Source organism: Rhodococcoides trifolii (assembly GCF_014635345.1).
GTDB lineage: Bacteria > Actinomycetota > Actinomycetes > Mycobacteriales > Mycobacteriaceae > Rhodococcoides > Rhodococcoides trifolii.
In genome coordinates, this window is the sequence record NZ_BMCU01000005.1 from 379,233 (window position 1) to 402,889 (window position 23,657).

The window sequence follows — 23,657 nt, forward strand, 5'->3', positions numbered from 1 at the left end:
TCCTCGAGTCTGGGGTTGAAGCTCGAGCTTGCGCCGTACACAGCGCTAATGTCAACATTAAGACATGATGGATTCCAGAGTGGTCCCGGTACGGCGGGGCGGGCTCGCAACCGAGACTGCCGACGCGCTTCGTGAAGCCATCCTGGGTGGACACTTCGAGCCCGGTGACCCGCTTCGAGAAGTCGAGTTGGCCGCCATGCTCGACGTCAGTCGGGGATCGTTACGGGAGGGGCTGGCCGTTCTCGAGACCGAGGGACTTGTCGTTCGCGGATGGCATCGCGGCACGCGGGTAATCGACGCCGCCGCGCGAGACGTACGTGAGGTTTACGATCTGCGCGCGGGCCTCGATCGCCTGGCCGCTGTGACCGCGTCGGGCCGTATCAGCCGCGACAACATCAGTGAGCTCGACGAGACCCTGCGACTCCTCTCCCAAGCCGGGGCCGGATCTGCACCACCGGCCGAGCTCGTCGAGTTGGATCTCCGCTTCCACGACCAGGTGTACGACATCGCCGGCAATCAGCGCCTCACCGACGCCTGGACCGGCATACGCTCACAAGTCCTACTCTTTCAGCAGCGCCGCGTCCGAGCGGGCTCCGCTGACTATCGTCAAGCCATCGGCCTCGAGCACGATCACTATCGCGACCTCCTCATCCAAGGTGACATTGACGCTGTGGCCCGCGAAGCCGAACGGCATGTACACATAGCGCGCGATTTCCTGCTCGCCACGATGCCATCGGACGGCGAAATGTAATTCGCTGCAACGTCACTTAGACATCCTGGATTCAGCGCAACGATCAGAACGTCAACAGATCAGTAGAGGCGGTTTCTCGCAAACACCGCCTTGGTGGCGGTTCTCCGGGACTGAAGAAAAGGTCGTGGCGGGTTACCGGGCCGACCCCGGCACCACACAAAAAATTGGCGGGCTGCCCTGCGGGACGACCCTAGACTCGGAGCGTGTCCGAGCGCCCACGCCTTCCGCTGTGGGCGGGACGCGCGGCCGCGCTGCTGGGCATCGTGCTCGTCGCATTCACACTGCGTCAGGCTGTCGCTGCGATTTCGCCGATCCTCGGCGACATTCGCGAGGACGTCCCTATCTCCGACCTCGGGGTCGGGTTGCTCGGCACCCTGCCACCAATCTTGTTCGCGGCATCCGGATTCCTGGCGCCGCGCGTCGCCCGAGGTTTGGGTCTCGAGGGCGGCATCGTTCTCGCGCTGGTGCTCATGACCGCAGGCCACCTCGTTCGCGCGTTCGCCCCGAGCTTCTCGGTTCTGCTCATCGGCAGCGCTGTCGCGTTCACCGGCACGGGTATCGGTAACGTGCTGCTGCCGTCGATCGTGCGCCTGTACTTCCCCGACCGGGTCGCGCTGCTGACCGCGGTGTACGCCTGCATTGTCGGGGTGAGCACTGCCGTGCCCGCCGCCCTCGCGGCGCCCATAGCCGATGCGTTCGGCTGGCGCGTCTCGCTGGGCATCTGGTCTGCGACCTCGGCCATCGCGCTGGTGCCGTGGCTTCTGAGTATCGCAAGACAGCGACGGCAGCGACTCCCGGATGCCGTCGCCGCTGAGTCATCGCAGCCCGCGGTCGTTACGGGTCTGTGGCGCTCGCGTGTGGCGCGGTCGATCACCGTCCTCTTCTCGACCAGCACGATCTGCACCTACGCGGGTTTCGCGTGGTTGCCCGAAATACTCGGCGACGTTGCCGGCTCGACACCGACCGAGGCGGGTGTCCTGCTCGCCGTCACCGGCCTGATCAGTGTTCCCGGCTCTCTCCTCGCGCCCCTGTTGACTGTGCGGATTCGCAACGTCGGCTGGCTGATCTTCGCTGGTATCGCCAGCTTCGTGTCCGGTTATCTCGGCCTTTTGCTCGCGCCCGCGACACTTCCCCTGCTGTGGGTGTTGCTCATCGGCTCGGGGTCGATTCTGTTTCCGATCAGCCTTGTGTTGATCAATTCACGCACGCGCACCCAGGGCGGCACCGTCGCGCTCAGCGGGTTCGCCCAGGGCGTGGCTTATGCACTCGGCGCGCTCGGTCCACTGCTCGTCGGCCTGCTGCACGACGCGAGCGGCGGATGGACCTTGCCACTGCTGTTCCTGCTCGCTGTCGCCTTGATCGCGACCATCCCGGCGATCACACTTGCCAAGCCGGCATTCGTCGAGGACGAGCTGACCGGGTAGGGCTGCATAGCGCGTCGGATGCACTCCACGAGAACCTCCGCCACCGCCGCCTAACGGGTTCCGGTGATGCCACCGTCCACCGGGATCGTCGCCCCATGCAGGTAGGCCGCCTCGTCCGAGACCACCCAGGCGATGGCAGACGCGATCTCCTCGGGTGTACCCGGCCGGCCGGCCGGTATGCCGGCGGTCATCGCAGCAATGACATCGCCGTCCGAATCGTTGATCGGAGTGCGGGTGGCGCCGGGCGCGACGGTGTTCACTCGCACCCCCCGTGGTCCGAACTCGGCAGCCCAGCTTCGAGCGAGCTGAGCTTCGGCCGCCTTGGTAGCGGAGTACAGGCCGACGAATGCATGGCCGACCGTTGCCATCCACGACCCGACGACGACGATCGACCCGCTCCCGCGTTCGGCCATCGCCGGGGCAAGTTCGGCGGTGAGCACGTGCGGTGCCCGGATGTTGACGGCCAGTGTCGCGTCCAGATCGGCGTCGGTGAGGGAGACGGTGTCGACGGCCGGGCACAGCGCCGCGTTGTGCACCAGGATGTCGACCCGTCCATCGAGAGCGGTGGTCCACTGGTCTGCGAGGCGGCGCAGGTCGGTCGGCGCGGCGGTAAGGTCGCCGCTCACGAACACGGCGGATCCGCCGTCGCGTTCGATCTCGGCGACCAGCTGTGCGCCACGTTCCGCATCGCGGCCGGTGATCACGACGCGAGCTCCGCGGGCCGCGAGTGTGCGGGCGGTGGCGGCGCCTATTCCGCTCGTCGAGCCGGTGACGACGGCGGTGCGGTCGGACAAATGCAATGGGTTGTTCATGACGACCAGTTCACCGTCCGGCAGTGCATCGCACCAGGGCGAGCGCTGCCTGGTCACGGCGGGACCAGGCGAACGTAGCGGAGTCTCCGTAATCTGAGCAGCGTGCCAGCAGACAGATCCGCACTCGGAGCATTCCTCCGGTCACGGCGTGACGCACTCACGCCGGCGACGGCGGGGATTGCGCCGTTCCCCGGACCGAGGCGAGTTCCGGGCCTTCGCAAGGAAGAACTAGCGGTGCTCGCCGGACTGAGCCCCGATCACTACAGTCGACTCGAGCAGGGCCGTCAGCACACGGTCACCGACGACATCGTCGACGCCCTCAGCCGAGCCTTGCGCCTCGACGAGATCGAGGATGCACACCTACGGAACCTCGCAGCCCCGATTCGCCGGGGACAGCCCAGTACGTGGGAATCCGCGCAGCATCCCGATCCCGGTCTGCTTCGGGTGCTGACCACCATGGATCACGTTCCCGCGCTCCTCCTCGGGCGCCGGTCGGAGATCCTGGCGTGCAACAGGCTGGTGCGGGCAGTCCTCGGCGAGGAGATCGCTGGGGGCGCGGTGTTGGTGCGCTGGCTCTTCCTGGACCCGCGTGCGCGCGAGCGCATCGTCAACTGGTCCGATTACGCGTCGGCCGCGGTGGGGGCGATGCGCTACGAGGTCGGTCGCCATCCCGCCGACGCTCGATTGATCGCTCTGGTCGACGAATTGCGTTCGGCAAGTGATGACTTCGCCCGGTGGTGGGACGATCACGGTGTAGCGGATCGCACGTCCGTCGACAAGAAGATCGCTCATCCCGTGGTCGGCCGACTCGCTTTCGGCATCGAATCTCTTGTGTCGCCCCATGATCCGGAGCAACGTTTGGTCATCTATACCGTCGAGCCCGAGTCGTCTACTGCTCGGGCACTTCCAATGTTGGCGTCGTGGGGTCCGGCATCTGCCGAGTCGATGGGCTGACGCGCGGACGGTGAATCGATCGGTCGGTCCGCACCCTCCCCGCACCCACGACTCCGTCCGCAGGAATACGTTCACAGCCGGGATATCGCGTCGGACAGCTTCGACCGCAGCCACTTCGGTTGGGTAGCTCACCCCAATCAGACGAACCCTCGCCACCCCTGCTCCGCAGCCTGGAACGGACTGTCGTCAACGCACCCAGACCGATCATGCACAGCGCCACCGTTCGACCGCCGCCGGTGCAGCCGTCAGACGGCTCTGTCCAGATCCTCCAAGAAGATGGCAGCTTCCAGTTTCCGCTGACCCACCACGGATCCGATGTCGAAACCAAGGACTTCGGAGACCTTCCTCAGCCTGTTGTCCAACGTGTTGGTGTGAATGTAGAGCGCCTTCGACGCGAGCCGGCGACTCTGCTGACATTTGATGTACGTGGTGATGGTGTCGAGCAGGACCGGTCGGTCACGAAGCGGATCGAGCACCGCGGCCATAGCGTCACGACCCGGACCTGGCCGGGACATCTGATACTCCAGAACGAGCTCGTGCGTCCGGTACAGCTTGTTCCGACGACCCAATGATGTTGCTATCGTGATCAACTCGAATGCGAAGTCGATCGTCCTTGCCAGGTCCGTCGAGTCTGCCTCGGCCGTCGCAGCCATGATCGACGCCCCGAGAACACCGTCGAGTCGAGCCACCAGCGCGTCGATGGATTCTTTCTCGGCAGGCGCCGGAACCAACACCGTGACTGCGCGAACACCCAGAACGAACATAGCGCCGTGGACCCGTCCGAAAACGGAGTCGATGGCTCCGCGTATCGCAACAGCCCGTCGGTTACCGGCCGCACGCGAGACGTCGAGCACCACGACGACGTAGTGAGACGACAACGTCATCCCCAGTTGCACAGCGAGTTCGGTGCGGTGCGGGCGATTGAGGATCAGCGCGTGTGCAAGTTCTGCCCTTGCCGCGTCCTCGTCGTCGGTGTGACTCCTCGAACGGTAGGAGAATGCGTTGTTCACCGCGATGGTGCACTCACTGACCAGTCGGACGACCGTGCTCGAGACCGTCAGCCTGTCCGCGTACGGTTCGTTCGCCCAGTCCGACAGGACGTGGGCACCACCGTCGCGGCAGGCCTCGAGAACGGAGTCGACCTCGACTCCGGATGACACCCATTCGGCCACAACGGCCTTCAGGGCTCGACGGTGGTCCTCCGGCACATCTTGACCATCACGGACCGTGCGTACGGTGGCTGCAGCCATCCACGCGGCGATGAACTCGGACGGCGACGATCGTGGGGGCTCGCCGGCGGCGACCCGCGTGAACGTGCCGCCTACTCGACACTGCGTCAACACATTCCCACTCCGGTCAGTAGATTTTGCGCGACCTCATGCGACAGCACGGACGACCGTCGTCGCTGCTGCCCGCAAGAAGGCCACGCGAGTATTTCAACGCTTGTAGAAATATAGGTGACGCCAACATCGACAGGTCGTCATCCGGCCAAGTTGGTAAAAGTCACTTCCATCACCAGCCGAGCGCTGTAATCGTCCCAATAAGCGACGACTACCGAGTCCGCCAGGATCCGATGACGTCGTCGAGCATGGACCGCTGCACCGCCGAGGACGCGGCATCCGGGTTCAGCGCGGCCGTGACTTGCATACCGACCATGAAATGCATCAAAACGTCGACTTTGAGCTCGACGGGAACCTCCTCGGCAACTTCGCCATCGGCGATCGCATCCCGCAGATGACCGCGAAGTGCCTGGGTCCATCGGTCGATTGCGGCATTGTCGAGAGACGCCATCGACGGATTGCTCGCCGCGAATTGCCACAGCGCCAATACAACTCGTGACTCCAGGACGGTCGTCTTGGTCAGGGGCAAAATCTCACAGCACATCGCGCGTAGAGCGCCGAGTCCTCGTAAACCGACACTCGCCGCGTCGATGCGATCGTCGGTGGCTGCGACGACGTTCTCGAACGCGGTCTGCACGATCTCCTGACGACCGGCGAAGTAGTAACTCAATGCACCGTTGGCGTATCCGGCCTCGGTGGCGAGGTCGCGCATCGTCATGCCCTCAGCGCCGTTCGCCGCGATCAGCCTCTTCGCGGCTGCGACGATGGCCGCCCGTCGGTCATCGTGGTCGACGATCTTCGGCATCGGCACAACTTCCCGCTCGGCATCAGGGCCCCACGCATCGTAAACGGCGAAGCCACCGTGCCCTGACAACACAACTCGACTCCAGGACACTCGAGGCGACCGAGAATTGCCACCAGAGCTCGGTGAACAATCCTTCAACGGTTTCGCACACCGAAGAACCGCCGACCCGGGCAGTGGCGCCGGGAGCATCCAACCGGGTTCGGTGCACCGGTCGCTGCGTCAGGATTGATTCTCTGGTGTCTCTGCCCCGTTGCATGCATAATCCGAGGCGTGAATTATGTAAGTGTTACTTCGAGTAACGTGATCGCGCAGGCGCCGGCCGGTGGCGGAGCTGCTCTCGATCAGGTGTTCGGCATGACCGCAGCAGCGGGCGTCATCTCGATCTTCCTGCTGTACCTCGCTGTGATGCATCGGACCGGACGCATCACTTGGCTCCAACGTCTCGCCGACTTCGCGGGCGCGAAGTTGCATCGTCCCGGGTGGGTCGCGCTGCCGGTGGTGTTGTTCATCTCGACAATCCTCACCGCGTTCTTCGGCTTCATCTGGGACGTCAGCCTGCACATCGGACGGGGTCGCGACGAGGGCCCATTGGCCAACCCGGCGCACTACTTCATCCTGGTCGGTCTGTTCTTCCTGTTCATCACCGGCGCGCTGGCCATCATCCTGCCGCGCGACGAGAAGCCCGGGCCGGCGGCCATCAAGATCACCCGGACCTGGTACGCCCCCACCGGCGGACTCCTCATCGCCGGCTCCGGCCTCTACGCGCTGATCGGCTTCCCGCTGGACGACATCTGGCACCGCATGTTCGGCCAAGACGTCACGCTGTGGGGACCCACGCACCTCATGCTCATCGGCGGCGCCGGACTCTCGCTCGTTGGCGTGCTACTGCTCGAGCACGAGGGTCGCGTCGCGATGGCGTCCACCGCCGTGACCACCGCCGCCACCGCCGGTGAACCCGATGGCGAGACGAAGGCGGATCCGGCGCAGGCCGTCGACTCGCGCAAGCGCTCGATCATCACCTGGTTCATGCGCAGCTCGGCCTTCGGTGGTCTGGTCATCGGCCTGTCCGTCTTCCAGATCGAGTACGACTTCGGCGTCGAGCAGTTCCGCCTCGTCTTCCAGCCGCTACTGATGACGGCGGCCGGCGCCTTCGCGCTCATCGGCGCCCGCCTCATGGTGGGGCGCGGATCCGCGCTGTTCGCCGTCGCATTCGCCGCCGTCATCCGCGAGATCACAGCTCTCGTCGTCGGCCCGGTCCTCGGTGAGCCACACAGCGTCTTCACCCTGTACCTCGGCATGGCCGTCGTGGTGGAGATCCTGGGGCTGACCGCACTGATCAAGCGCCGCATCCTGTTCGGCGCAGTCGCCGGTGTCGCGGTCGGAACCGTCGGCCTTTACTTCGAGTCGCTCTGGGTGGACGCCGTCTTCCTCTACCCGTGGCCGAGCAGCATGTGGGTCGAGGCGCTCGCCACCTGCATCCCGGCCGGTCTCGTCGTCGGGCTCACCGCCGGACTGTTCGCACAGGCGCTCAGCGGCGAGGGCATCCCTCGGCCAGCCGTCCGACGCTCCATCGTCGTGGCGATGGTGTTGGTGCTCGGCGGCAGCGTCGCCAACGGACTGATGATCGATGTCCCACAGGGAGCGTCCGCCACCGTGTCACTGACCGACGCACCGCGGGTCGACGGTTTCCGCATGGTCACCGCGACCGTGCGCCTCGACCCGAGCGACCTGGTCTCCGACGACCCCGAATGGGTGTCCATCCTCGCGTGGCAGGGCGCGGGCGACTCGCTGCACGGACTAGTCGTCGACAACCTCCAGCGCACCGGCCCCGGGGAGTACCGCTCCACCCGCTCGGTGCCCGTCGACGGGACATGGAAGACATTCCTGCGCGTGCAGGACGGCCGCACCATGGCCGGCGCACCCGTCTTCATGGCCGCCGACGAAGGCATCGGCGCCGAGGAGGTTCCGGCCACGTCGCAGTTCACCCGTGAACTGCAGTACGAGACCAAACTCCTCCAGCGTGAACGCAGCTTCGATCACCCCGCATGGCTGTTCACGGTCGCCTGCCTCGTCGTCTTGGCCTGCTCATTGGCATTGATCTGGTCGCTGTCCTGGGGTGCCGCGCGCATCAGCCTGGCCACCCCCGGAAACACCGCCGCCACGGGCAGCAAGGAGCGCAGTCGCGTATGACACCGCCCCCGAACGTGATCTACCTGGCGGATCACTCTGTCGTGCTGGCACTTCCGGCCGTCATCCCGGCGCTGCTCATCGCCCTCGTGGTGATCGTCATCGTCGTGCGCGACCGGCGTGCCGAGCGCGCCGAAAACGAATTGAAGGATGCCAACGACAGGGAGGACACGGCATGAGACGCGCCGTCCTCGTCGGGGCGACGGCGGTGGCATTGATCGTGGCAGGGTGTTCGCAGTCGGAACCGGAGACCCAGCTTCCGCCGCCGGGCACCTCTGTCGCGGGAGCCTCCGTCGCCGAGTCGTCGGCCGCACCCACGCCCACCACCTCACTCGGGGTCACGATCGCCGGCGGTGAGGTGACGCCGGTCGATCAACGCGTCGAGGGGAAGGTCGGCCAGGAGATCGTGGTGACGGTGAACAGTGATGCCGCCGATGAGATCCACGTGCATTCCGTTCCAGAGCACAGTTTTCCGGTCGAGGTGGGTGACGGTCAGGAATTCCGCTTCACCGTCGACGTCCCCGGTTCCGTCGACGTCGAGCTGCACGAGGCAGACGTCACCGTCGCCACGATTCTCGTTCGGCCGTGAGCGAGACGCTTCTCGCGCACGGACTCGGCGGCTCGTCCGATCTCCCCATCCCCGTCACTTACGCACTCATCGGTGGAGCGTGGGCGCTGGCAGCATCGTTCGCAATCTTGTTGTTGGCGTGGAAGACCCCCCGACTGAACCCGCGGCGATACTGGACGGCGACACCGCTGGCGCGCGTGGTCGATGCGCCGCTGTTTCGAGGGGCGCTCGGCGCGGCGTCGGTGGCAGTAGCAGGGTGGACAAGCATTGCGTCGGTCATCGGACCGCAGGACTCGTCCAATGCGCTGCTCGGGGTGTTCTATGTTCTCGTGTGGGTGGGGCTTGTTCCTGCGTCACTGTTTTTCGGGCCCGTCTGGCGCATCGTGTCCCCCGTCCGCGCCGTCTACCGGACGCTCCCCGTGCGCGCCCGTCGAACCATGCCGCAGGGCATCGGTGTGCTACCCGCCGTGGTTGGACTGTTCGCCTTCGTGTGGCTCGAACTGGCGTCAAGCGACCCGGGTTCCGTTGCAGCCGTGCGGGTGTGGTGCCTGCTGTACGTGGTTGTCATGTTGGGCGGCGCACTCGTGTTCGGCGAAGAGTGGTTCGTACGGGCCGACCCTTTCGAGGTATTCAGCGACACCGTTGCGCGGTTGTCGGTAATGGCGCGCGACCCTGAGACCCGTCGGGTGGTGCTGCGCAACCCGCTCGACGGTGCTGCGACGCTACCCGTCCGGCGAGGGACGGTCACCGTTCTGGCGATGCTGTTGGGCTCCACAGCGTTCGACTCGTTGGCGCAGACACCGACGTGGAAGAACCTCGTCCGGGATGCCGGTGATCCAGTGGCGGCGCGCACGCTCGGGATCCTGGCGTGCGTCGCCGTCGTGGGCGGGCTCTTTCACCTCGCCGCGCGCGCAACCGGTGGAGTGACCACGGAGCGGCGCGCGCAGCTGCCGGGCCTGCTCGCACATTCGCTGATTCCCATCGTCGTCGGCTACTTCTTCGCCCACTACCTGACCTATCTGGTGGAGAAAGGTCAGCAGAGCGTCTTCACATTGTTCGATCCGTTCGATCGCGGCTGGAACCCATTGGGCATCGCGGACGCGTCGGTGAACTACACGCTCTCGTCCCATCCGACCGTCGTTGCGAGCGTGACAGTGTTGAGCGTGGTCGTCGGGCACGTCGTCGGCGTGACGCTGGCCCACGACGCGGCACTGAGGCTGATTCCGAAAAGGCATGCGCTGCTTGGTGAATTGGCACTGATGATCGTCATGGTCCTCTATACGTTCCTCGGGCTGTATCTGCTGTTCGGCGCCTGAACTCCGCCCCTGGACTTATACCAACGGCAGCTTTCGCACCCGCGGCAACTCAGCTCGAAGGGACACGAGTGATTCGACGTATAGATCCGCGTCGGCGGAGCGAGAGCTATCCGATCAGCTACCTTCGGCCGAGATTGAAACACCTATGGACGGACCTTGGCCACCGCCGTGCTGACGCGGCCTTCTAAGCGAGGTTGATGAACGTCGTCTTGACTTCGGTGTAAGCATCGATCGAATGGGAACCGAATTCCCGGCCCCAGCCACTCATCCCGAAACCACCCCAGGGCGATGCCGGGTCGAGCAACGGCAACTGATTGACGAACACTGTGCCGAAGCGCAGTTTCGGCGGAAGTGAGAGTGCGGTGTCGAGTGCTTTCGTCCACACCACTGCAGCCAACCCGTAGTCCGTGTCGTTCGCCCGGGCGATGACCTCGTCCTCGTCGTCGTACGCCATGACCGACAGCACCGGCCCGAAGATTTCCTCACGTGCGATGGTCATGTCGTCGCGCACTCCGGCGAAAACCGTTGGCCTGTAGAAGAAGCCGTCTGACAGATCTCCTTGGACGCGGCTTCCACCGGTCACCAATTCGGCCCCCTGCGACCGACCGGATTCGACGTAGGAATGCACACGATCGAGATGCTCCTGCGATACCAGGGGGCCGATAACGGTCGACGGATCGAATCCGGGACCGATCGGCAAGGCGTCGGCTGCTGCGGCGATCTTGGAGGTGAACTCCTCGGCGCGTGAGCTGTGCACGAAGAAGCGGGTGTAGGCACCACAGGCCTGTCCCGTGTTGAACACTGCGCCCTGCAGGTTGCCGGCGACGGCAGCGTCGATGTCGGCATCGGCCGCGATGATGCTGGGAGCTTTTCCACCGAGTTCGAGCGATACTCGCTTGAGATTTCCGGCCGAGGCTCGAACGATGTGCTGTCCGGTCTCGGTCGAGCCGGTGAACGACACCTTGTCGACATTTCGATGGGACACCAACGCTTTACCGACTTCGGGTCCTCCGGTCAACAGGTTGACCACGCCTGCGGGCACTCCCGCTTCGAGACACAATTCCACCAGCTTCATGGTGGACAGCGGCGTCTGTTCGGCAGGCTTGAGGATTACCGCATTACCCGTGGCAAGGGCCGGTGCCAGCTTCCACGCAGCGATGGCCAGCGGGAAGTTCCACGGGGTGATCAGCGCGCACACACCGACCGGTACCCGCTGCTGGAAGCTCAGGTTCCCGGGAATGGACACGGGCGAGACGGTGCCTTCGATCTTGGTGGCATAGCCCGCGTAGTACCGGAAGACCTGAGCGGTCAGCGGAAGGTTGACGCCGACGCTCATGAACGTCGGCTGCCCCTGGTCAGCGGTTTCGAGTGCTGCTATTTCCTTGGCGTCTCGGTCGAGCAAGTCAGCGATCCGCCACAGGAGCTGCCCGCGTGCATCCGGGCTCATCCCCTGCCACGCATCCGACTCGAACCCGGTACGTGCTGCAGCGACCGCAGCGTCGACGTCCGAGATCGTGGCTTCGGCGAACCGTCCGATCACCTGGTTGGTAGCCGGATCCACGGTCTCGCCGGTACTGCCATCGGAGGCATCGACCCACTCGTGTGCGATGAGCAACTGCGTGTTGTGCATGTGTTCCCTCAACATCTCGTTCGGCGAGCGCCATATCGGACTTCGACGGTCCAATGTGCCAGCCGCAGGCCAGCGCCGTATCGAGGAGTTTCGGTGACCGAACCGACCCCCGAATGTTCGACGCGTCGTAAACACCGCGTTGCGATTCGCTCACTGGGCTGGACATTGTTATCCATCTGGATAATGCTGGTGAATGTGACGAGGCGCACACCCGTCACCCGTAAGCGCAGGAGGCAAACATGTCGGTGTTGGCACACCCGTTCGACCTGGATGAGGACTCATCACTGGCACCGCCCAATTCTGTGCTCGGAAAGGCTTTCTCGATACTCTCGGCCTTCGATGGGGACAGCGACTCCCTCCGTCTGGTCGACCTCTGTCAGCGCAGCGGCGTTCCCAAGCCGTCGGTCTACCGGTTGGCACAGGAGTTGGTCGCTCTTGGCTTGCTCGAGCGCGTCGGGCACGAGTACCGCATCGGATTCAGCGTGTTCGCCTTGAGTCAACGTGCGGGAAACACGTCGTTGCTTCGCCGGGTGGGCCGGCCGGTCCTCGTCGATCTGGTCGCATCTACGCGCGGTACCGCTCATCTGGCAATTCTCGAAGGCACGCATACCTGCTACCTGGAAAAGCTGGGGGGAACACGCAGTGTGCACTCGCTCTCTCGCGTCGGGGGCCGTCTTCCACTGACGTGCACCGCATCGGGAAAGCTCCTTCTGGCGATGGCTCCCGATCCCAACTACCTTCTCGAACAGCTTGTCGAGAGCGACTTTCCGCGGCTGACCTCCCAGAGCGCGCGAAATCTGCAGGCCGTTCGCCGCGAGTTGGTGTCGATCCGAAGCCAGCGCCTGGCCACCGAGCGCGAAGAAGCTCTGGTCGGATACAAGAGCTTCGCCGTGCCCATCTACGACTCCGGCGACAACGCCATCGCGGCACTGTCCCTGACAGTGCCGGTGGACCACACCGGTGATGCCGCACTTGTCAACGCGTTGCGGCTCGCGTCGCACGCGATCACTCGGCAGCACACACGCGCGGCAATGACCACGCCCGGTGTCTTTGCCGCGCAACGGTTGGCGTAGGCCGTATCGCTCAACGGACCCGATTCGTGCGTCGATCGTCGTGCAGCTGTGAAGCTGGACTGGTTCTGCCACAACGGCAGCAACGTCGCAGTCCGTGAGTGAGGTAAGCCCATGCCAATCGCCACCAGAGTCGCCATCATCGGATCCGGAAACATCGGGACCGATCTGATGATGAAGATCGGGCGCTCCCGGGTACTCGAAATGGGTGCCATGGTCGGAATCGATCCCGACTCCGATGGCCTCGCCCGTGCTCGGACGCTCGGCGTACCCGTCACCCATCGTGGCGTCGAGGGATTGATCGAGCTCGACGGGTTCGACGAGATCGACATCGTGTTCGATGCAACGTCGGCAAAAGCCCACCAGGCCAATGCCGCTCGGCTCGAACCATTGGGAAAGACAATGATCGACCTGACCCCGGCTGCGATCGGACCGTACGTCATCCCGGCCGTCAACCTCGAGAACCATGTCGATGCACGCAACGTCAACATGGTCACCTGCGGCGGGCAGGCAACCATACCGGTGGTCGCGGCGATCAACCGCGTCGTTCCCGTTGCCTACGCTGAGATCGTGGCCTCGATCGCGTCCCGATCTGCCGGGCCGGGAACCCGTGCGAACATCGACGAGTTCACCGAGACCACCTCGGCCGCAATCGAAACCGTCGGCGGCGCAGCACGCGGCAAGGCGATCATCGTCCTCAACCCGGCAGAGCCTCCGCTCATCATGCGCGACACGGTTTTTGCTCTTGTTACCGACGACAACCGAGGTGCGCTCACCGAACGCATACGTGAATCCGTGTCCTCGATGGTGGCTGATGTCTCCGCGTACGTGCCCGGCTATCGGTTGAAACAGGAGATCCAGGTTGTCGCAATCCCCGACGATCAGCCCGTCGAAACGCTCCTCGCCGACCCGACCGACGCAAGGCCCACGCATCAGGTCTCGGTGTTCCTCGAAGTCGAAGGTGCCGCAGACTATCTCCCCGCATTCGCAGGCAATCTCGACATCATGACCTCCGCCGGCATTCAGGTCGCCGAGCGCATCGCAGCCCGAAAGGTGGCACTACGTTGAGCACTCCCATCTACGTCCAGGACGTCACGCTGCGGGATGGAATGCACGCCGTCCGGCACCGCATGTCCACCACCGACGTTGCTCGAATCGTCGTCGCGCTCGACGCTGCCGGCGTCGATGCCATCGAGGTGGCACACGGCGACGGGTTGGCGGGTTCGTCACTGAACTACGGTCCGGGATCGCACAGCGACTGGGCGTGGTTGGAGGCTGCCGCGTCGGTGATCGAACGCGCCACCCTCACCACTCTCCTGCTCCCCGGCGTCGGATCGATCCACGACCTGAAGCGCGCGTACTCCCTCGGAGTCCGGTCGGTGCGCGTTGCCACCCACTGCACCGAAGCGGACATCTCGGCCCAGCACATTGCGGCGGCCCGCGAGATCGGGATGAATGTGTCCGGCTTCCTGATGTTGTCGCACATGGCAGAGCCTGCGGCATTGGCACAGCAAGCCAAGTTGATGGAATCGTATGGCGCCCACTGCGTTTACGTGACCGACTCCGGTGGTCGTCTGACGATGGGCGATGTCCAGGCGCGGGTTCGCGCCTACCGCGACGTTCTCGAACCGGAAACCCAGATCGGGATCCACGCCCACGAGAATCTGTCTCTGTCCGTTGCCAACTCGCTGGTCGCTGTCGAAAGCGGCGCACATCGGGTGGACGCGTCGCTGGCCGGACACGGTGCCGGGGCCGGCAACTGCCCCATCGAGGCCTTCATCGCCGCTGCGAATCTCACCGGATTGACTCACGGAAGTGACCTGTTCGCGCTTCAGGACGCCGCTGACGACATCGTTCGTCCGCTTCAGGATCGACCGGTACGCGTCGACCGCGAAACTCTGACGCTGGGCTACGCAGGCGTGTACTCGAGCTTCCTTCGGCATGCGGAAGCTGCCTCGAGCGCGTATGGAGTCGACGTTCGTGACCTGCTGATGGAATGTGGCCGTCGCAGACTGGTCGGTGGCCAGGAAGACATGATCATCGATATCGCTCTCGGTCTTGTGGCCGAAAGGGAAGCACAGCCGGCGTGATTGCCCCGACCTCGTGGGCCGAGGCGGTCGAGCTCCGTGCGCAAGCCGACGCTGACGGTGAAGTGGTCCGCCGCGTCGGCGGGCCGAGCATCAGCGCCGGTCGGCTATTCGAGGACGCGCTGGCCATGGCCGGCTCGATGGCCGCCGTCGTCGGGGCAGGCAGCGTCGTCGCGACCGCGTGTTCATCCGGACCCGCGGCCGCGACACTCACCACGGCCATCTCCTGGCTGGGAGCAATCGAGCTCCCGATCCCGACGGCTCTGGATCCCGACGTCGCTCGTCAGCTGTTCACTGTGGGTGACGCGTCACTCGTTGTCGCGTCTCCGGCGCGGCTGGCCATGGAGCCGCATCTGATTCGGCTCGCTGAATCAGTCGGTGTCGCAGCGATGACTGTCGACGGTCACTTCGACGGCCTGGCTGCGGTGACGGATAAGGCCGGGACCACGCCGTCGCGTCATCGGTCGACTGCGGGCGACCCGGCCACGATCATGGTCACGTCGGGTACTGGGGGACGCCCGAAAGGCGCGCTCCTGTGCAACGGCGTCGGGCTCGGTCAGGCCCGACGTGTCTGCCACGCTATGGATTACGGCTCCGACGATGTCCTGCTCAACGTATTTCCCTGGCAACACGTCAATGCCCGGCATGCAGCGTTCCTCCCAGCAGTGATGTCGGGAGCCCGCCTGGTTGTCGACGACTTCTCCGCGCGACGGTTCTGGCGCACCGCCAGAGAAGAGAACATCACCGCCTTCAACTTCATGGGTGCAGTCTTCGCGATACTGCTTCGTTCCCCCGCCACCGAAGCCGATCGCGCCCATAGCATTTCGCGCGCATACGGCGGGCCGGCACCGGAGTGGATGTTCCACAGCGTGGCCGATCGTTTCGACGTCGAAATCCGGCAAGCGTATGCGTCGACCGAGCTCGGTGATGTGGCCACAACCGGTGCGGCTCCGAACGCGGGCGCGGCCGGTCGAGTCGTCGACGATTACCGACTACGCGTGGTGGACGACGACGGACGTCCGGTGGACTACGGAAAAGTCGGCTCGCTCGAGGTACGTCCGCGTGGTGAAAATCTGACGTTCACCGAGTACATCGGAGAGCCCGAGATCACCCGAAGAGCGTGGCGTGACGGCTGGTTCGTCACCGGTGACCGCGGGCGGCTGGTCGACGGATGGCTCTACTACGAGGGGCGAACCGCGGACACCATTCGACGTCGGGGCTTGACCGTCGATGCCGAACGCGTGGAATGGGTAGCGTCGGGCCACCCGGATGTCGCCGAGGCTGCTGCTGTCGGCGTGCCATCCGAGCTGACGGAAGACGAGGTTCTGCTCGCCGTCGTCCCCTACGACGGGCGACGCATTCACCCCCACGAACTACTGCGCTACTGCGCGCAGGAACTACCGCGTCACGCCGTTCCTCGTTACGTCACCGTGGAGACGGCTTTGCCGACCACGGCCAGCAAGAAACTCAACCGGCGCGCACTACGTGATCGCGGGATACCCACAGGCGCGTTCGATGCCGAAGCGCACCAACATGATTAGGAGCTTTCACTGTGTCCGATCCCGCGATTCGCGTACTGGACCTCACCGACCGGCTGGGATATCAGGCCGCGCGCGTATTCGTAGGGCTCGGTGCCGACGTGGTCCGAGTTGTCCTGCACGACGATTCGGATTCGGCGGCTGAGCGCCTGCACTGGCACGCCGGGAAGAAAGTTCTTCGACAATCGGGCACAGTCTCGGACACCACGTTGATCGAACTCGTCGCTAGGGCCGACGTGGTGCTCGAGTCCGGCCCCGTTCCCGCGCTTCGCACCCTTGCGTTGCGCGACTCACAGCCGTCGCTGTGGACCGGGATCGTGCACACGGTGATCACGCCTTTCGGAATTTCGGGTCCGCGACGGGAATGGCTCGGCGACGACACCGTGATCACCGCAGCGGGCGGCATGGCGTGGCTGTGCGGTGATACCGGTCAGGCACCCGAGCCACCGCCACGCGAGCAAGGAACCCAACTCGCCGGCACCCACGGTGCCATCGGGGCACTGCTCGCCCTCATTGCGCGACGTCGCACGAACGCAGGTCAATTGGTCGAGATCTCGGCGCAAGAAGCTGTCGCCGCCACCCTCGAGATCGGCGCCATCTCGTGGATTCACGGCGGGACGATTCCCGGACGCACATCAGGCATCTACGGCCACGTCGCCCACCGAGTCTTCCGGGCATCCGACGGGTTCCTCGCCGGCGGCTACTCCGGATCCCCCCGCATGTGGACGGACCTTCTGGCGTGGATGGTCGAAGAAGGCGAGGCCGAGGATCTGGCGGACGAGCGCTGGCAGGACAACGAGATTCGGTGGCGCGAGCGAGCGCATGTGGATGCAGTGGTGTCCCGTTTCACCGGTCGACGTCCGGCCGGACCATTCGCCGAGGAGGCTCGCCGCAGAGCGCTGCCGTGGGCCGAGGTCGCGAGCGGGCCGGCGCTGCTGAACAATCCCCAGCTGATCGATCGGCGGTTCTTCGTAGACAGCGGGAGCAAGGGCAGCTACCGCGATGTGGGCTTCGGCTGGGAGTCCCCCGCGTTGCCGCGACCCGTGCGCCTGAATGAACCCCGATATGTCGAGGCTCGTGATGTGTGGACCGAGCAACGGCACTTCGACAACGCAACGGCCGATCCGCAGACAGCCCCCGGTGCACTACACGGGGTCCGCGTTCTGGATCTGACGTGGGTTCTCGCCGGCCCGTACGTCACCAAAACTTTTGCCGAACACGGTGCCGACATCCTCAAGGTGGAGTCTTTCCACCGAAAGGATCCCACCCGCTTCTCGCCGGGGATGAGACTGCGTCCCGACGCCGGGTTCGACGACGGTGGCTACTTCCTCAATTTCAACCGCAACAAGAGGAGCGTTGCGTTGAATCTGAAAACCGAAGCCGGTCAAAACCTCCTGCGTCGACTTGCCGCAGATGTCGACGTCGTCGTCGAAAACTTCAGCCCCGGCGTCCTGGCACGCTGGGGGCTCGATTACGAACAACTCCGCAAGATCAACCCGGGCGTGGTGTTGGTGTCGATGGCCGGAACCGGCCAGACCGGACCGTGGCGCGACGCCGTGACGTTCGCCGACACCCTCGCAGCCATGTCCGGATTGACCGCAGAGACAGCACGATCCGATCGCGATCCACAGGGGCTCACCTTCGGACTCGGCGACATGGTAGCTGCGAATGCGGCTGTCATCGGCACACTCGAACTGCTCTATCGCGGCGAAGGCGGTCACGTCGATCTGTCGCAGCTCGAGGCAATGGCGTCCCATTTGGGCTCCGCGGCGCTCGAAGGCCAACTGGCAGATAGGGTTCCGACCGACGCCGGGCGGATTCTGAGGAGTCTCGGCGAAGACCGATGGATAGCGATCGGGAGCTGTACTCCCGACGCACTGCGCGAGGCGCTCACGGGGATCTCGGCAGCCGCCGAACACGATCCATGGGAAGCGCTCACACACGCGGCCGCGGCGTTGGACGCAGACCTGCTCGCGGAACGCCTGCAGAACCAGGGCATCGCGGCATATCCCGTCCGCGACGGGCGGGACCTGGTGGAGACGGACGTACAGCTGCGAGCCCGCAACTTCTACCGCACGCTCGAACACCCGATTGCCGGATCCGTTGCGCACGAGGGCCTCGTCGCGCACCTGTCCGCTACCCCGGGTGAATTACGTACAGCAGCACCACTTCTGGGCCAACACACCGATGAGATCCTCGTCGAACAGCTGGGTCTGACTGCGGACGAGCTGGCCGACCTGCACAACGAAGGAGTTCTTTCATGAGCACCGAACCGACCGGTCACCGCTACGAGCGCGACGGCGACATCGTCACCGTGGTGATCGACCACGGACCGATCAACATCGTCGATCCGGAACTCATCGAATCCATGATCACCCATCTTCCCGCCGTACTGGACGACCCGACGGTTCGGTGTGTGGTGGTTCGGGGCAAGAATCGGATCTTCGTCGGCGGAGCGAATCTGCGCGTCATGCACCGACTCGATCCCGACACCTACCGCGACATGCGCCGATGGGTGGTGGTGCAACGCCTCCTCGAACTGGCTCCCAAGCCGGTGATTGCAGCGCTGAACGGTCATGCTCTCGGCGGAGGTGCCGAGCTGTCGCTGGCCTGCGACCTGCGAATCCTGCACGCGGAGGCTGTGTTCGGATTTCCGGAGACAGATCTCGGAATCTTTCCCGGTGCCGGTGGATCGCAACGGCTGCCCCGATTGGTGGGCGCACATCGGGCCAAGCGATTCATCGTCGACGCCACCAAATTCACCGCGGAGGAAGCACTGCGAGAAGGCTTGGTCGACGTGGTCGCAGGTGACGATTTCGAGGAGGTCGTGGCCCGCGAGGCACGCCGCCTTGCGGATCGCCCCACTGCCACGATCGGTTTGGTGAAATCCGTGATCGATCGCGGCCTACACCTGTCCATCGACGACGCCATGGCGGTCGAAGAGGAGCACGTCATGGCCAATCTCGAATTGCGTGACGCCGACGAGGGCATCGGCTCGTTCCTCGACAAGCGCCCTGCGCGATTCGAGGGTCGGTGAGCTGTGCGGTCAGTTGACCGCGCCGGTCGCCGAGACGTTGTCGCTCAACGACTTCACGAGAGCCGCCAAGTGCGGTAGGTCCGACCGAGCAGCCGACGCGGTCAGCGACACCGCCGCCAACAACAAGCCGGTGGGCCCGAAGATCGGCGCTGCGACCGAGCAGTAGCCTGCGGTCATCTCTTCCCGTTCCGATGCGTACCCGTCCACCCTGGCCCGACGAAGCTGCTCGGCCAATATGCCGGGTAACACGATCGTCGCCGGGGTCACCCGCTCCAGCGGGCCCCGAGCGAGCAGATCGTTGAACAGCTTCGGCTGCCCGAAAGCGAGCAGCACCTTCCCGGTGGCCGTCGAATGCAGCGGGAGCCGACCCGCGATTCGTGATGGGCGAGCCGACGTGGGGCCACCGGCCACCTTTTCCAGGTACAGGACTTCGTGACCGTCGAGCACCGCAAGGTGCACCGTGTCATGGGTGCGGTGATGCAGTGTTTCCATGAACGGCCGGACGGCGTCGCGCAGCACACGCAGTCTCGGGACGCGGCTACCCAGTTCGAAAGCCCGCATGCCGAGGCGATATTCGAGGCCGGATCGCTCGAGCATTCCCCACTCGAGCAATTCACGGCTGAGCCTGTGCACCGATGCTTTCGATATCTGGGTGCGCTGCGCCAATTCGGTCAACGTGAGACTGTCGTCGTCGAGCCGAAACGCTTCGAGAATCAACCGCGTCTTCCCCAGCACCGAGTTCGCGACGCCGGGTGTGCCGCAATCATCCTGCTCGGGCACTGTCGTCCTTCGAGGCTAGGAGGAACACGGTACGGATCAAAATCTCGGCCAACCGCTGCATCTCGCGTACGTCGACCAAGTTCATGCCGCGCGTGAAGTCGATGGGCGAACCATCGGCAAGCGCAGCCACTTTCGGCATTCCGACCCGGGCCGTCGGCACGCCGCGCATGCGCAGGATGTTCGCATCGGTGGCCCCGCTGTTGTCCATGACGACCTGGTGAGGTGAACCGGACACTGTCTCGAATGCTTCGACCGTCGCCTGAACAACCGGTGAGTCCGGGGGCGTGTGGGTCGCTGGAATGGCCGCCACCGCTCGTGCCGACACCTCGACGCCGAGCTGCGCGCTCAGACCGGCCAACATGGCACGGACTTCGCGCAGCACAGTGGCCGGCGTCTGTTGGGTCGTCAGCCTCAGATCGAGCCGAAGAGTCACTGCCGCAGGCGTAGACGCCGCCAGCCGTTCGAGGCCACCGCTGATCGACGAGACGATTCCCTGGGGTGTCATCGTTGCGTATCGGTGTCGCTGTGCATACTCCTCGAGCCAGTCTTCGAGGGCAATGGCGACGCGGCCGGCCGATGCGACGGCATTGCTGTATGGAATTCGGTGACGGCTACCGACGTAGGTGTGTCGACCGCTGACGGTCACGTCGATCCATACGAGCCCGACCTCCTCGTGGAGAACCGTCCATCCGGGCTTGGTGATGACGGCGAAATCGGTCGTGTAACCGCGCTCGAGCATGAATCCCGCGCCGACCCCGTGCCCGGTGTTCGTGCGGCCCGGCGCACCGACTCCCGACACCGCGAAACTGGGCATCCCGCCGGCACCGAAGCCGCCCACGACGTCTCCGGGTGGAGTGACGCCGGCTGCGTGCAACGCATGCAGCACAGCCAGCACCACCGCGCCATGCCCTTTGGGGTTACCGGCTCCGAGTCCCTCGACGATATCCCCCGAGACCACCGCCTGCGGTGCGAGATCCGGACGCCACGACACTGCCGCACCGGGGATGTCCAGCGCGGGATTGCCAGTGGTGAACGTGTCGATCGGGGCGTAGAGCAGAAGGGACGGTCCGCCGCCGCCGTGGAGGGTCGCGACGGCATTTGCCTGACTTGTGTCGATGCGTTGAACCTCGGCATCGACTCCCGCCGAGACCAGATCCGACGCGATCCACTCGGCCAGCAGTGCCTCCCCGCCCGTCGGGCTGGGAATGTCCACCATGGCCCGGACGGCAGCGAGCAGACGTTCTCGCGTGAGATGCGCGAGAACGCGCTCGATTGCTTCGTCGGCGGAGTCCCTTCTGCCCGCGGTCGTCACTTCGGAATGACCACCGCTCGTCCACGGACCTTTCCTGCGCCGAGCTTGTCGAGCGCGATCCCGGTCTCGTCCAACGTGAAGCTCTCGTAATCGAGCGTCAGATCCCCTGCAGCCAACAGCGCAGCGAGTTCGGGAACCGTGGCACGCGCGGATTCCTCGCGCCGAATCATGTTGACCGGCAACAGTGCAACGTCGTCGAGCAGCCAGTTCGACAGCCCGATCGACACGTCGTTGCCGGTGACGTATCCGATCGACACCGCGCGGCCGCCGGGACGCACCCAGCGGGATCTGACAATGAGATTCGACCCACCCAGCGTGTCCACCAGCAGGGTGGCGGGGCGTTCCTTCGCCAGTTCGGCGAACTGCTCGTCGTCGTCGGCGACCAACGCGTTGGCACCCTCGGGGACCCGCGAAGCCTGCTCGTGGTCGGCTACGAGGGCCGTCACCATGGCTCCGTGTCGCAGGGCCAACTGGGTGACCATCGAGCCGACGGCTCCGGCGGCGCCGGCCACGATGACGTGTTCCTCGGCAGCGCTGGCGACATCGGGCAACCACGAGCCGAGCCGGCCGACATCGACGAGTGCAGCGTGCGCAGTCGTCGTCGGTACCCAGAACGTCGCAGCGACCTCGGGTGAGAGACCGTGGGGAACCTCGACCAACGCCTTGTCCTTGACGACGACGTACTCGGCCCAGGTTCCGTTCTTGAACAGTCCGAGACCGCCGCCGCGCAATACGACCTTGGTGCCGGGTTCGAAGACGGCAGACTCGACGACGACGCCGCTGCCCTCCACGCCCCCGGTGTACGGCAACGTCGGCTTGATACCGAATTCACCACTGGCGACAGTCACATCGAGGTGCGCGACCGAAGCTGCCTCGACGCGGACGAGTGCCTCCCCCGCTGCCGGCACCGGCACGTCGACGTCTTCGACGACAGGTGCCCGTCCCCACGCGTGCACCCGGGCTGCGCGCATTGTCTTACTCATGCGATCGGGTGCTTCTCGAGGAACGCGAGACTTGCGGCGTTGTACTCGTCCGCATGCTCGCGCTGGGGCCAGTGGCCGCAGTTGTCGAACAACAGAAGCTCGGAGCCGGCGATGTTCTGGTGCATCGCGTTTGCCTCCGGGATGTCCCCGAACGGGTTGTTGCGGCCCCAAACCACCAGGGTGGGAACGGTGATCTGGGCGAGGTCCTCGGGTGTGAGGATGTTCCGCAGCCGAGTCTCCATGTTCTGCAATGACAGGAGATTGTCGATGCCTGCGATGAAGTCCGGCTGGTGGTAGATCGTGTGCCGAACCGAGATCAGTTCCTCGCTCGCGTTGGCCGGATCGTGCATGAGCAGCTGCATCCGACGGCGCGTCAGCTCCACATCGTCGGTCTCGACGGCCTTTCGCGTGCTCGTGCGAATGCGATCCATGACCTCCGGGTTGGCCACTGTTCCCCCGGCTGCGATCATCTGCAGCGAGGCGACTCGATCAGGGTTGTCGATTGCGGTCCTACCGCCCACCCAACCGCCCAGTGACTCCCCGCCGATGTGCGCCTTGTCGATTCCGACGGCATCGAAGTACGCGAGCAGGTGGTCGCGGTAACGCGGGATCTCGTACGGGTAGTCCGGCTTTCCTGTGTAGCCGTGGCCGAGCATGTCGATTGCGTGAACGGTGTAGCGCTCCGCGTGTGGCTTGATGTTCTGGACGAACGCTTCCAGGTGACCGCTGGTGCCGTGTAAGAACACGACGTGCTCGGCACCGTTACCGGCCCGAAGCGATCGGGTCGGGATTCCACCTGCGTCGATGGTGCTGACGCTGAAGTCGAGCCCAGCCAGTTCAGTCCAGATTGTTCGTGCGAGTTCCTGCGTCACGTTGGATGCTCCTACTCAGTCGTTACGTGCTATTGATTGATGCGATGTACTTGGGTGTTGACGTGAGCCAACGGGTTCGGGATCAGACGCTGGTGGGTGGCCAGGCGCCCGCTGAAATAACGCAGCGCGCCGAGACCCGTACCGATGGCCAGCGGGATGTACAGAATCTTCACGACGGTGTCCTCGTTCGC

At 64.8% G+C, this 23,657-nt stretch carries 22 protein-coding genes; 13 read left to right on the forward strand and 9 right to left on the reverse strand.

Translation table 11 applies throughout. The features are described from left to right. The first annotated feature begins 64 nt into the window (after positions 1 to 64). Complete coding sequence (locus tag IEW02_RS21685) at positions 65 to 751, forward strand: GntR family transcriptional regulator (protein WP_229746216.1); 687 nt, start codon at positions 65 to 67, stop codon at positions 749 to 751. Between the two features lie 203 nt (positions 752 to 954). After that, a complete protein-coding gene (locus tag IEW02_RS21690) occupies positions 955 to 2,175 on the forward strand; it encodes an MFS transporter (RefSeq protein WP_188546971.1) in 1,221 nt (406 codons plus the stop codon). A 50-nt stretch (positions 2,176 to 2,225) separates the two neighbouring features. On the opposite strand, the gene IEW02_RS21695 is transcribed toward IEW02_RS21690, so the two are convergent. Continuing rightward, positions 2,226 to 3,044: an SDR family NAD(P)-dependent oxidoreductase gene (locus IEW02_RS21695; RefSeq protein ID WP_229746217.1), complete on the reverse strand. Its 819-nt coding sequence runs from the start codon at positions 3,042 to 3,044 to the stop codon at positions 2,226 to 2,228. A gap of 45 nt (positions 3,045 to 3,089) precedes the next feature. Between IEW02_RS21695 and IEW02_RS21700 the strand changes: the two genes are divergently transcribed. Continuing rightward, positions 3,090 to 3,941, forward strand: a complete 852-nt coding sequence (locus tag IEW02_RS21700) for a helix-turn-helix transcriptional regulator (RefSeq protein ID WP_188546972.1) — start codon at positions 3,090 to 3,092, stop codon at positions 3,939 to 3,941. Positions 3,942 to 4,186: 245 nt separating this feature from the next. Here the strand turns inward: IEW02_RS21700 and IEW02_RS21705 are convergent, their stop codons facing one another. Together IEW02_RS21705 and IEW02_RS21710 are read right to left on the reverse strand one after the other, a co-directional pair. After that, complete coding sequence (locus tag IEW02_RS21705) at positions 4,187 to 5,284, reverse strand: PucR family transcriptional regulator (protein ID WP_188546973.1); 1,098 nt, start codon at positions 5,282 to 5,284, stop codon at positions 4,187 to 4,189. A gap of 208 nt (positions 5,285 to 5,492) precedes the next feature. After that, positions 5,493 to 6,086, reverse strand: a complete 594-nt coding sequence (locus IEW02_RS21710; protein WP_188546974.1) for a TetR/AcrR family transcriptional regulator — start codon at positions 6,084 to 6,086, stop codon at positions 5,493 to 5,495. 270 nt (positions 6,087 to 6,356) lie between these two features. On the opposite strand from IEW02_RS21710, the gene IEW02_RS21715 reads away from it, so the two are divergent. Genes IEW02_RS21715 through IEW02_RS21730 form a run of 4 tightly spaced genes read left to right on the forward strand, consistent with a single transcriptional unit; the run spans position 6,357 to position 10,157 of the window. Beyond that, the gene (locus tag IEW02_RS21715) at positions 6,357 to 8,276 is read left to right on the forward strand and encodes a hypothetical protein (protein ID WP_188546975.1); all 1,920 of its coding nucleotides are present in this window, start codon (positions 6,357 to 6,359) and stop codon (positions 8,274 to 8,276) included. Then, entirely contained in the window at positions 8,273 to 8,452 is a 180-nt protein-coding gene (locus IEW02_RS21720) for a hypothetical protein (protein WP_188546976.1), read from the forward strand. Before IEW02_RS21715 ends, IEW02_RS21720 begins: the two co-directional genes overlap by 4 nt. Next, entirely contained in the window at positions 8,449 to 8,862 is a 414-nt protein-coding gene (locus IEW02_RS21725) for a hypothetical protein (protein WP_188546977.1), read from the forward strand. The genes IEW02_RS21720 and IEW02_RS21725 overlap by 4 nt, the downstream gene beginning before the upstream one ends. Then, the gene (locus tag IEW02_RS21730) at positions 8,859 to 10,157 is read left to right on the forward strand and encodes a hypothetical protein (RefSeq protein WP_188546978.1); all 1,299 of its coding nucleotides are present in this window, start codon (positions 8,859 to 8,861) and stop codon (positions 10,155 to 10,157) included. Before IEW02_RS21725 ends, IEW02_RS21730 begins: the two co-directional genes overlap by 4 nt. A 184-nt stretch (positions 10,158 to 10,341) precedes the next feature. Here the strand turns inward: IEW02_RS21730 and IEW02_RS21735 are convergent, their stop codons facing one another. Beyond that, positions 10,342 to 11,787: an aldehyde dehydrogenase family protein gene (locus IEW02_RS21735; protein ID WP_188546979.1), complete on the reverse strand. Its 1,446-nt coding sequence runs from the start codon at positions 11,785 to 11,787 to the stop codon at positions 10,342 to 10,344. Between the two features lie 239 nt (positions 11,788 to 12,026). Between IEW02_RS21735 and IEW02_RS21740 the strand changes: the two genes are divergently transcribed. From IEW02_RS21740 to IEW02_RS21765, 6 genes are all read left to right on the forward strand, one after another. Then, a complete protein-coding gene (locus tag IEW02_RS21740; protein WP_188546980.1) occupies positions 12,027 to 12,860 on the forward strand; it encodes an IclR family transcriptional regulator in 834 nt (277 codons plus the stop codon). Between the two features lie 111 nt (positions 12,861 to 12,971). After that, positions 12,972 to 13,925, forward strand: coding sequence for an acetaldehyde dehydrogenase (acetylating) (locus tag IEW02_RS21745; RefSeq protein WP_188546981.1), 954 nt, complete (start codon positions 12,972 to 12,974; stop codon positions 13,923 to 13,925). Continuing rightward, a complete protein-coding gene (dmpG, locus tag IEW02_RS21750) occupies positions 13,922 to 14,947 on the forward strand; it encodes a 4-hydroxy-2-oxovalerate aldolase (protein ID WP_188546982.1) in 1,026 nt (341 codons plus the stop codon). Before IEW02_RS21745 ends, dmpG begins: the two co-directional genes overlap by 4 nt. Further along, complete coding sequence (locus tag IEW02_RS21755) at positions 14,944 to 16,485, forward strand: AMP-binding protein (RefSeq protein ID WP_188546983.1); 1,542 nt, start codon at positions 14,944 to 14,946, stop codon at positions 16,483 to 16,485. The genes dmpG and IEW02_RS21755 overlap by 4 nt, the downstream gene beginning before the upstream one ends. An 11-nt stretch (positions 16,486 to 16,496) precedes the next feature. After that, the gene (locus IEW02_RS21760) at positions 16,497 to 18,746 is read left to right on the forward strand and encodes a CaiB/BaiF CoA-transferase family protein (RefSeq protein WP_188546984.1); all 2,250 of its coding nucleotides are present in this window, start codon (positions 16,497 to 16,499) and stop codon (positions 18,744 to 18,746) included. Continuing rightward, entirely contained in the window at positions 18,743 to 19,519 is a 777-nt protein-coding gene (locus IEW02_RS21765) for an enoyl-CoA hydratase/isomerase family protein (RefSeq protein ID WP_188546985.1), read from the forward strand. Before IEW02_RS21760 ends, IEW02_RS21765 begins: the two co-directional genes overlap by 4 nt. Before the next feature lie 9 nt (positions 19,520 to 19,528). On the opposite strand, the gene IEW02_RS21770 is transcribed toward IEW02_RS21765, so the two are convergent. The 5 genes from IEW02_RS21770 to IEW02_RS21790 are packed head-to-tail and all read right to left on the reverse strand — an operon-like array spanning position 19,529 to position 23,639. Next, positions 19,529 to 20,299 (reverse strand): IclR family transcriptional regulator, encoded by a 771-nt coding sequence (locus IEW02_RS21770; RefSeq protein ID WP_188546986.1) that lies wholly within the window; start codon positions 20,297 to 20,299, stop codon positions 19,529 to 19,531. Continuing rightward, positions 20,283 to 21,611, reverse strand: a complete 1,329-nt coding sequence (locus IEW02_RS21775; protein WP_229746218.1) for a M20 family metallopeptidase — start codon at positions 21,609 to 21,611, stop codon at positions 20,283 to 20,285. Before IEW02_RS21775 ends, IEW02_RS21770 begins: the two co-directional genes overlap by 17 nt. Then, positions 21,608 to 22,594: a quinone oxidoreductase family protein gene (locus tag IEW02_RS21780; protein ID WP_229746219.1), complete on the reverse strand. Its 987-nt coding sequence runs from the start codon at positions 22,592 to 22,594 to the stop codon at positions 21,608 to 21,610. The genes IEW02_RS21775 and IEW02_RS21780 overlap by 4 nt, the downstream gene beginning before the upstream one ends. Further along, positions 22,591 to 23,466, reverse strand: a complete 876-nt coding sequence (locus IEW02_RS21785) for an alpha/beta fold hydrolase (RefSeq protein ID WP_188546987.1) — start codon at positions 23,464 to 23,466, stop codon at positions 22,591 to 22,593. The genes IEW02_RS21780 and IEW02_RS21785 overlap by 4 nt, the downstream gene beginning before the upstream one ends. A gap of 29 nt (positions 23,467 to 23,495) precedes the next feature. Continuing rightward, positions 23,496 to 23,639 carry a hypothetical protein gene (locus IEW02_RS21790; protein WP_156399425.1) on the reverse strand — a complete coding sequence of 48 codons (144 nt, stop codon included), beginning with the start codon at positions 23,637 to 23,639 and terminating at the stop codon, positions 23,496 to 23,498. Positions 23,640 to 23,657: the final 18 nt, after the last annotated feature.

Bases quoted from the DNA above. Each gene is read 5' to 3' on its own strand.
- IEW02_RS21765 (WP_188546985.1), top strand. From the start codon at position 18,743: ATGAGCACCGAACCGACCGGTCACCGCTACGAGCGCGACGGCGACATC.
- IEW02_RS21780 (WP_229746219.1), bottom strand. From the start codon at position 22,594: ATGAGTAAGACAATGCGCGCAGCCCGGGTGCACGCGTGGGGACGGGCA.
- IEW02_RS21745 (WP_188546981.1), top strand. From the start codon at position 12,972: ATGCCAATCGCCACCAGAGTCGCCATCATCGGATCCGGAAACATCGGG.
- IEW02_RS21720 (WP_188546976.1), top strand. From the start codon at position 8,273: ATGACACCGCCCCCGAACGTGATCTACCTGGCGGATCACTCTGTCGTG.
- IEW02_RS21685 (WP_229746216.1), top strand. From the start codon at position 65: ATGATGGATTCCAGAGTGGTCCCGGTACGGCGGGGCGGGCTCGCAACC.
- IEW02_RS21725 (WP_188546977.1), top strand. From the start codon at position 8,449: ATGAGACGCGCCGTCCTCGTCGGGGCGACGGCGGTGGCATTGATCGTG.
- IEW02_RS21740 (WP_188546980.1), top strand. From the start codon at position 12,027: ATGTCGGTGTTGGCACACCCGTTCGACCTGGATGAGGACTCATCACTG.
- IEW02_RS21710 (WP_188546974.1), bottom strand. From the start codon at position 6,086: ATGCCGAAGATCGTCGACCACGATGACCGACGGGCGGCCATCGTCGCA.
- IEW02_RS21735 (WP_188546979.1), bottom strand. From the start codon at position 11,787: ATGCACAACACGCAGTTGCTCATCGCACACGAGTGGGTCGATGCCTCC.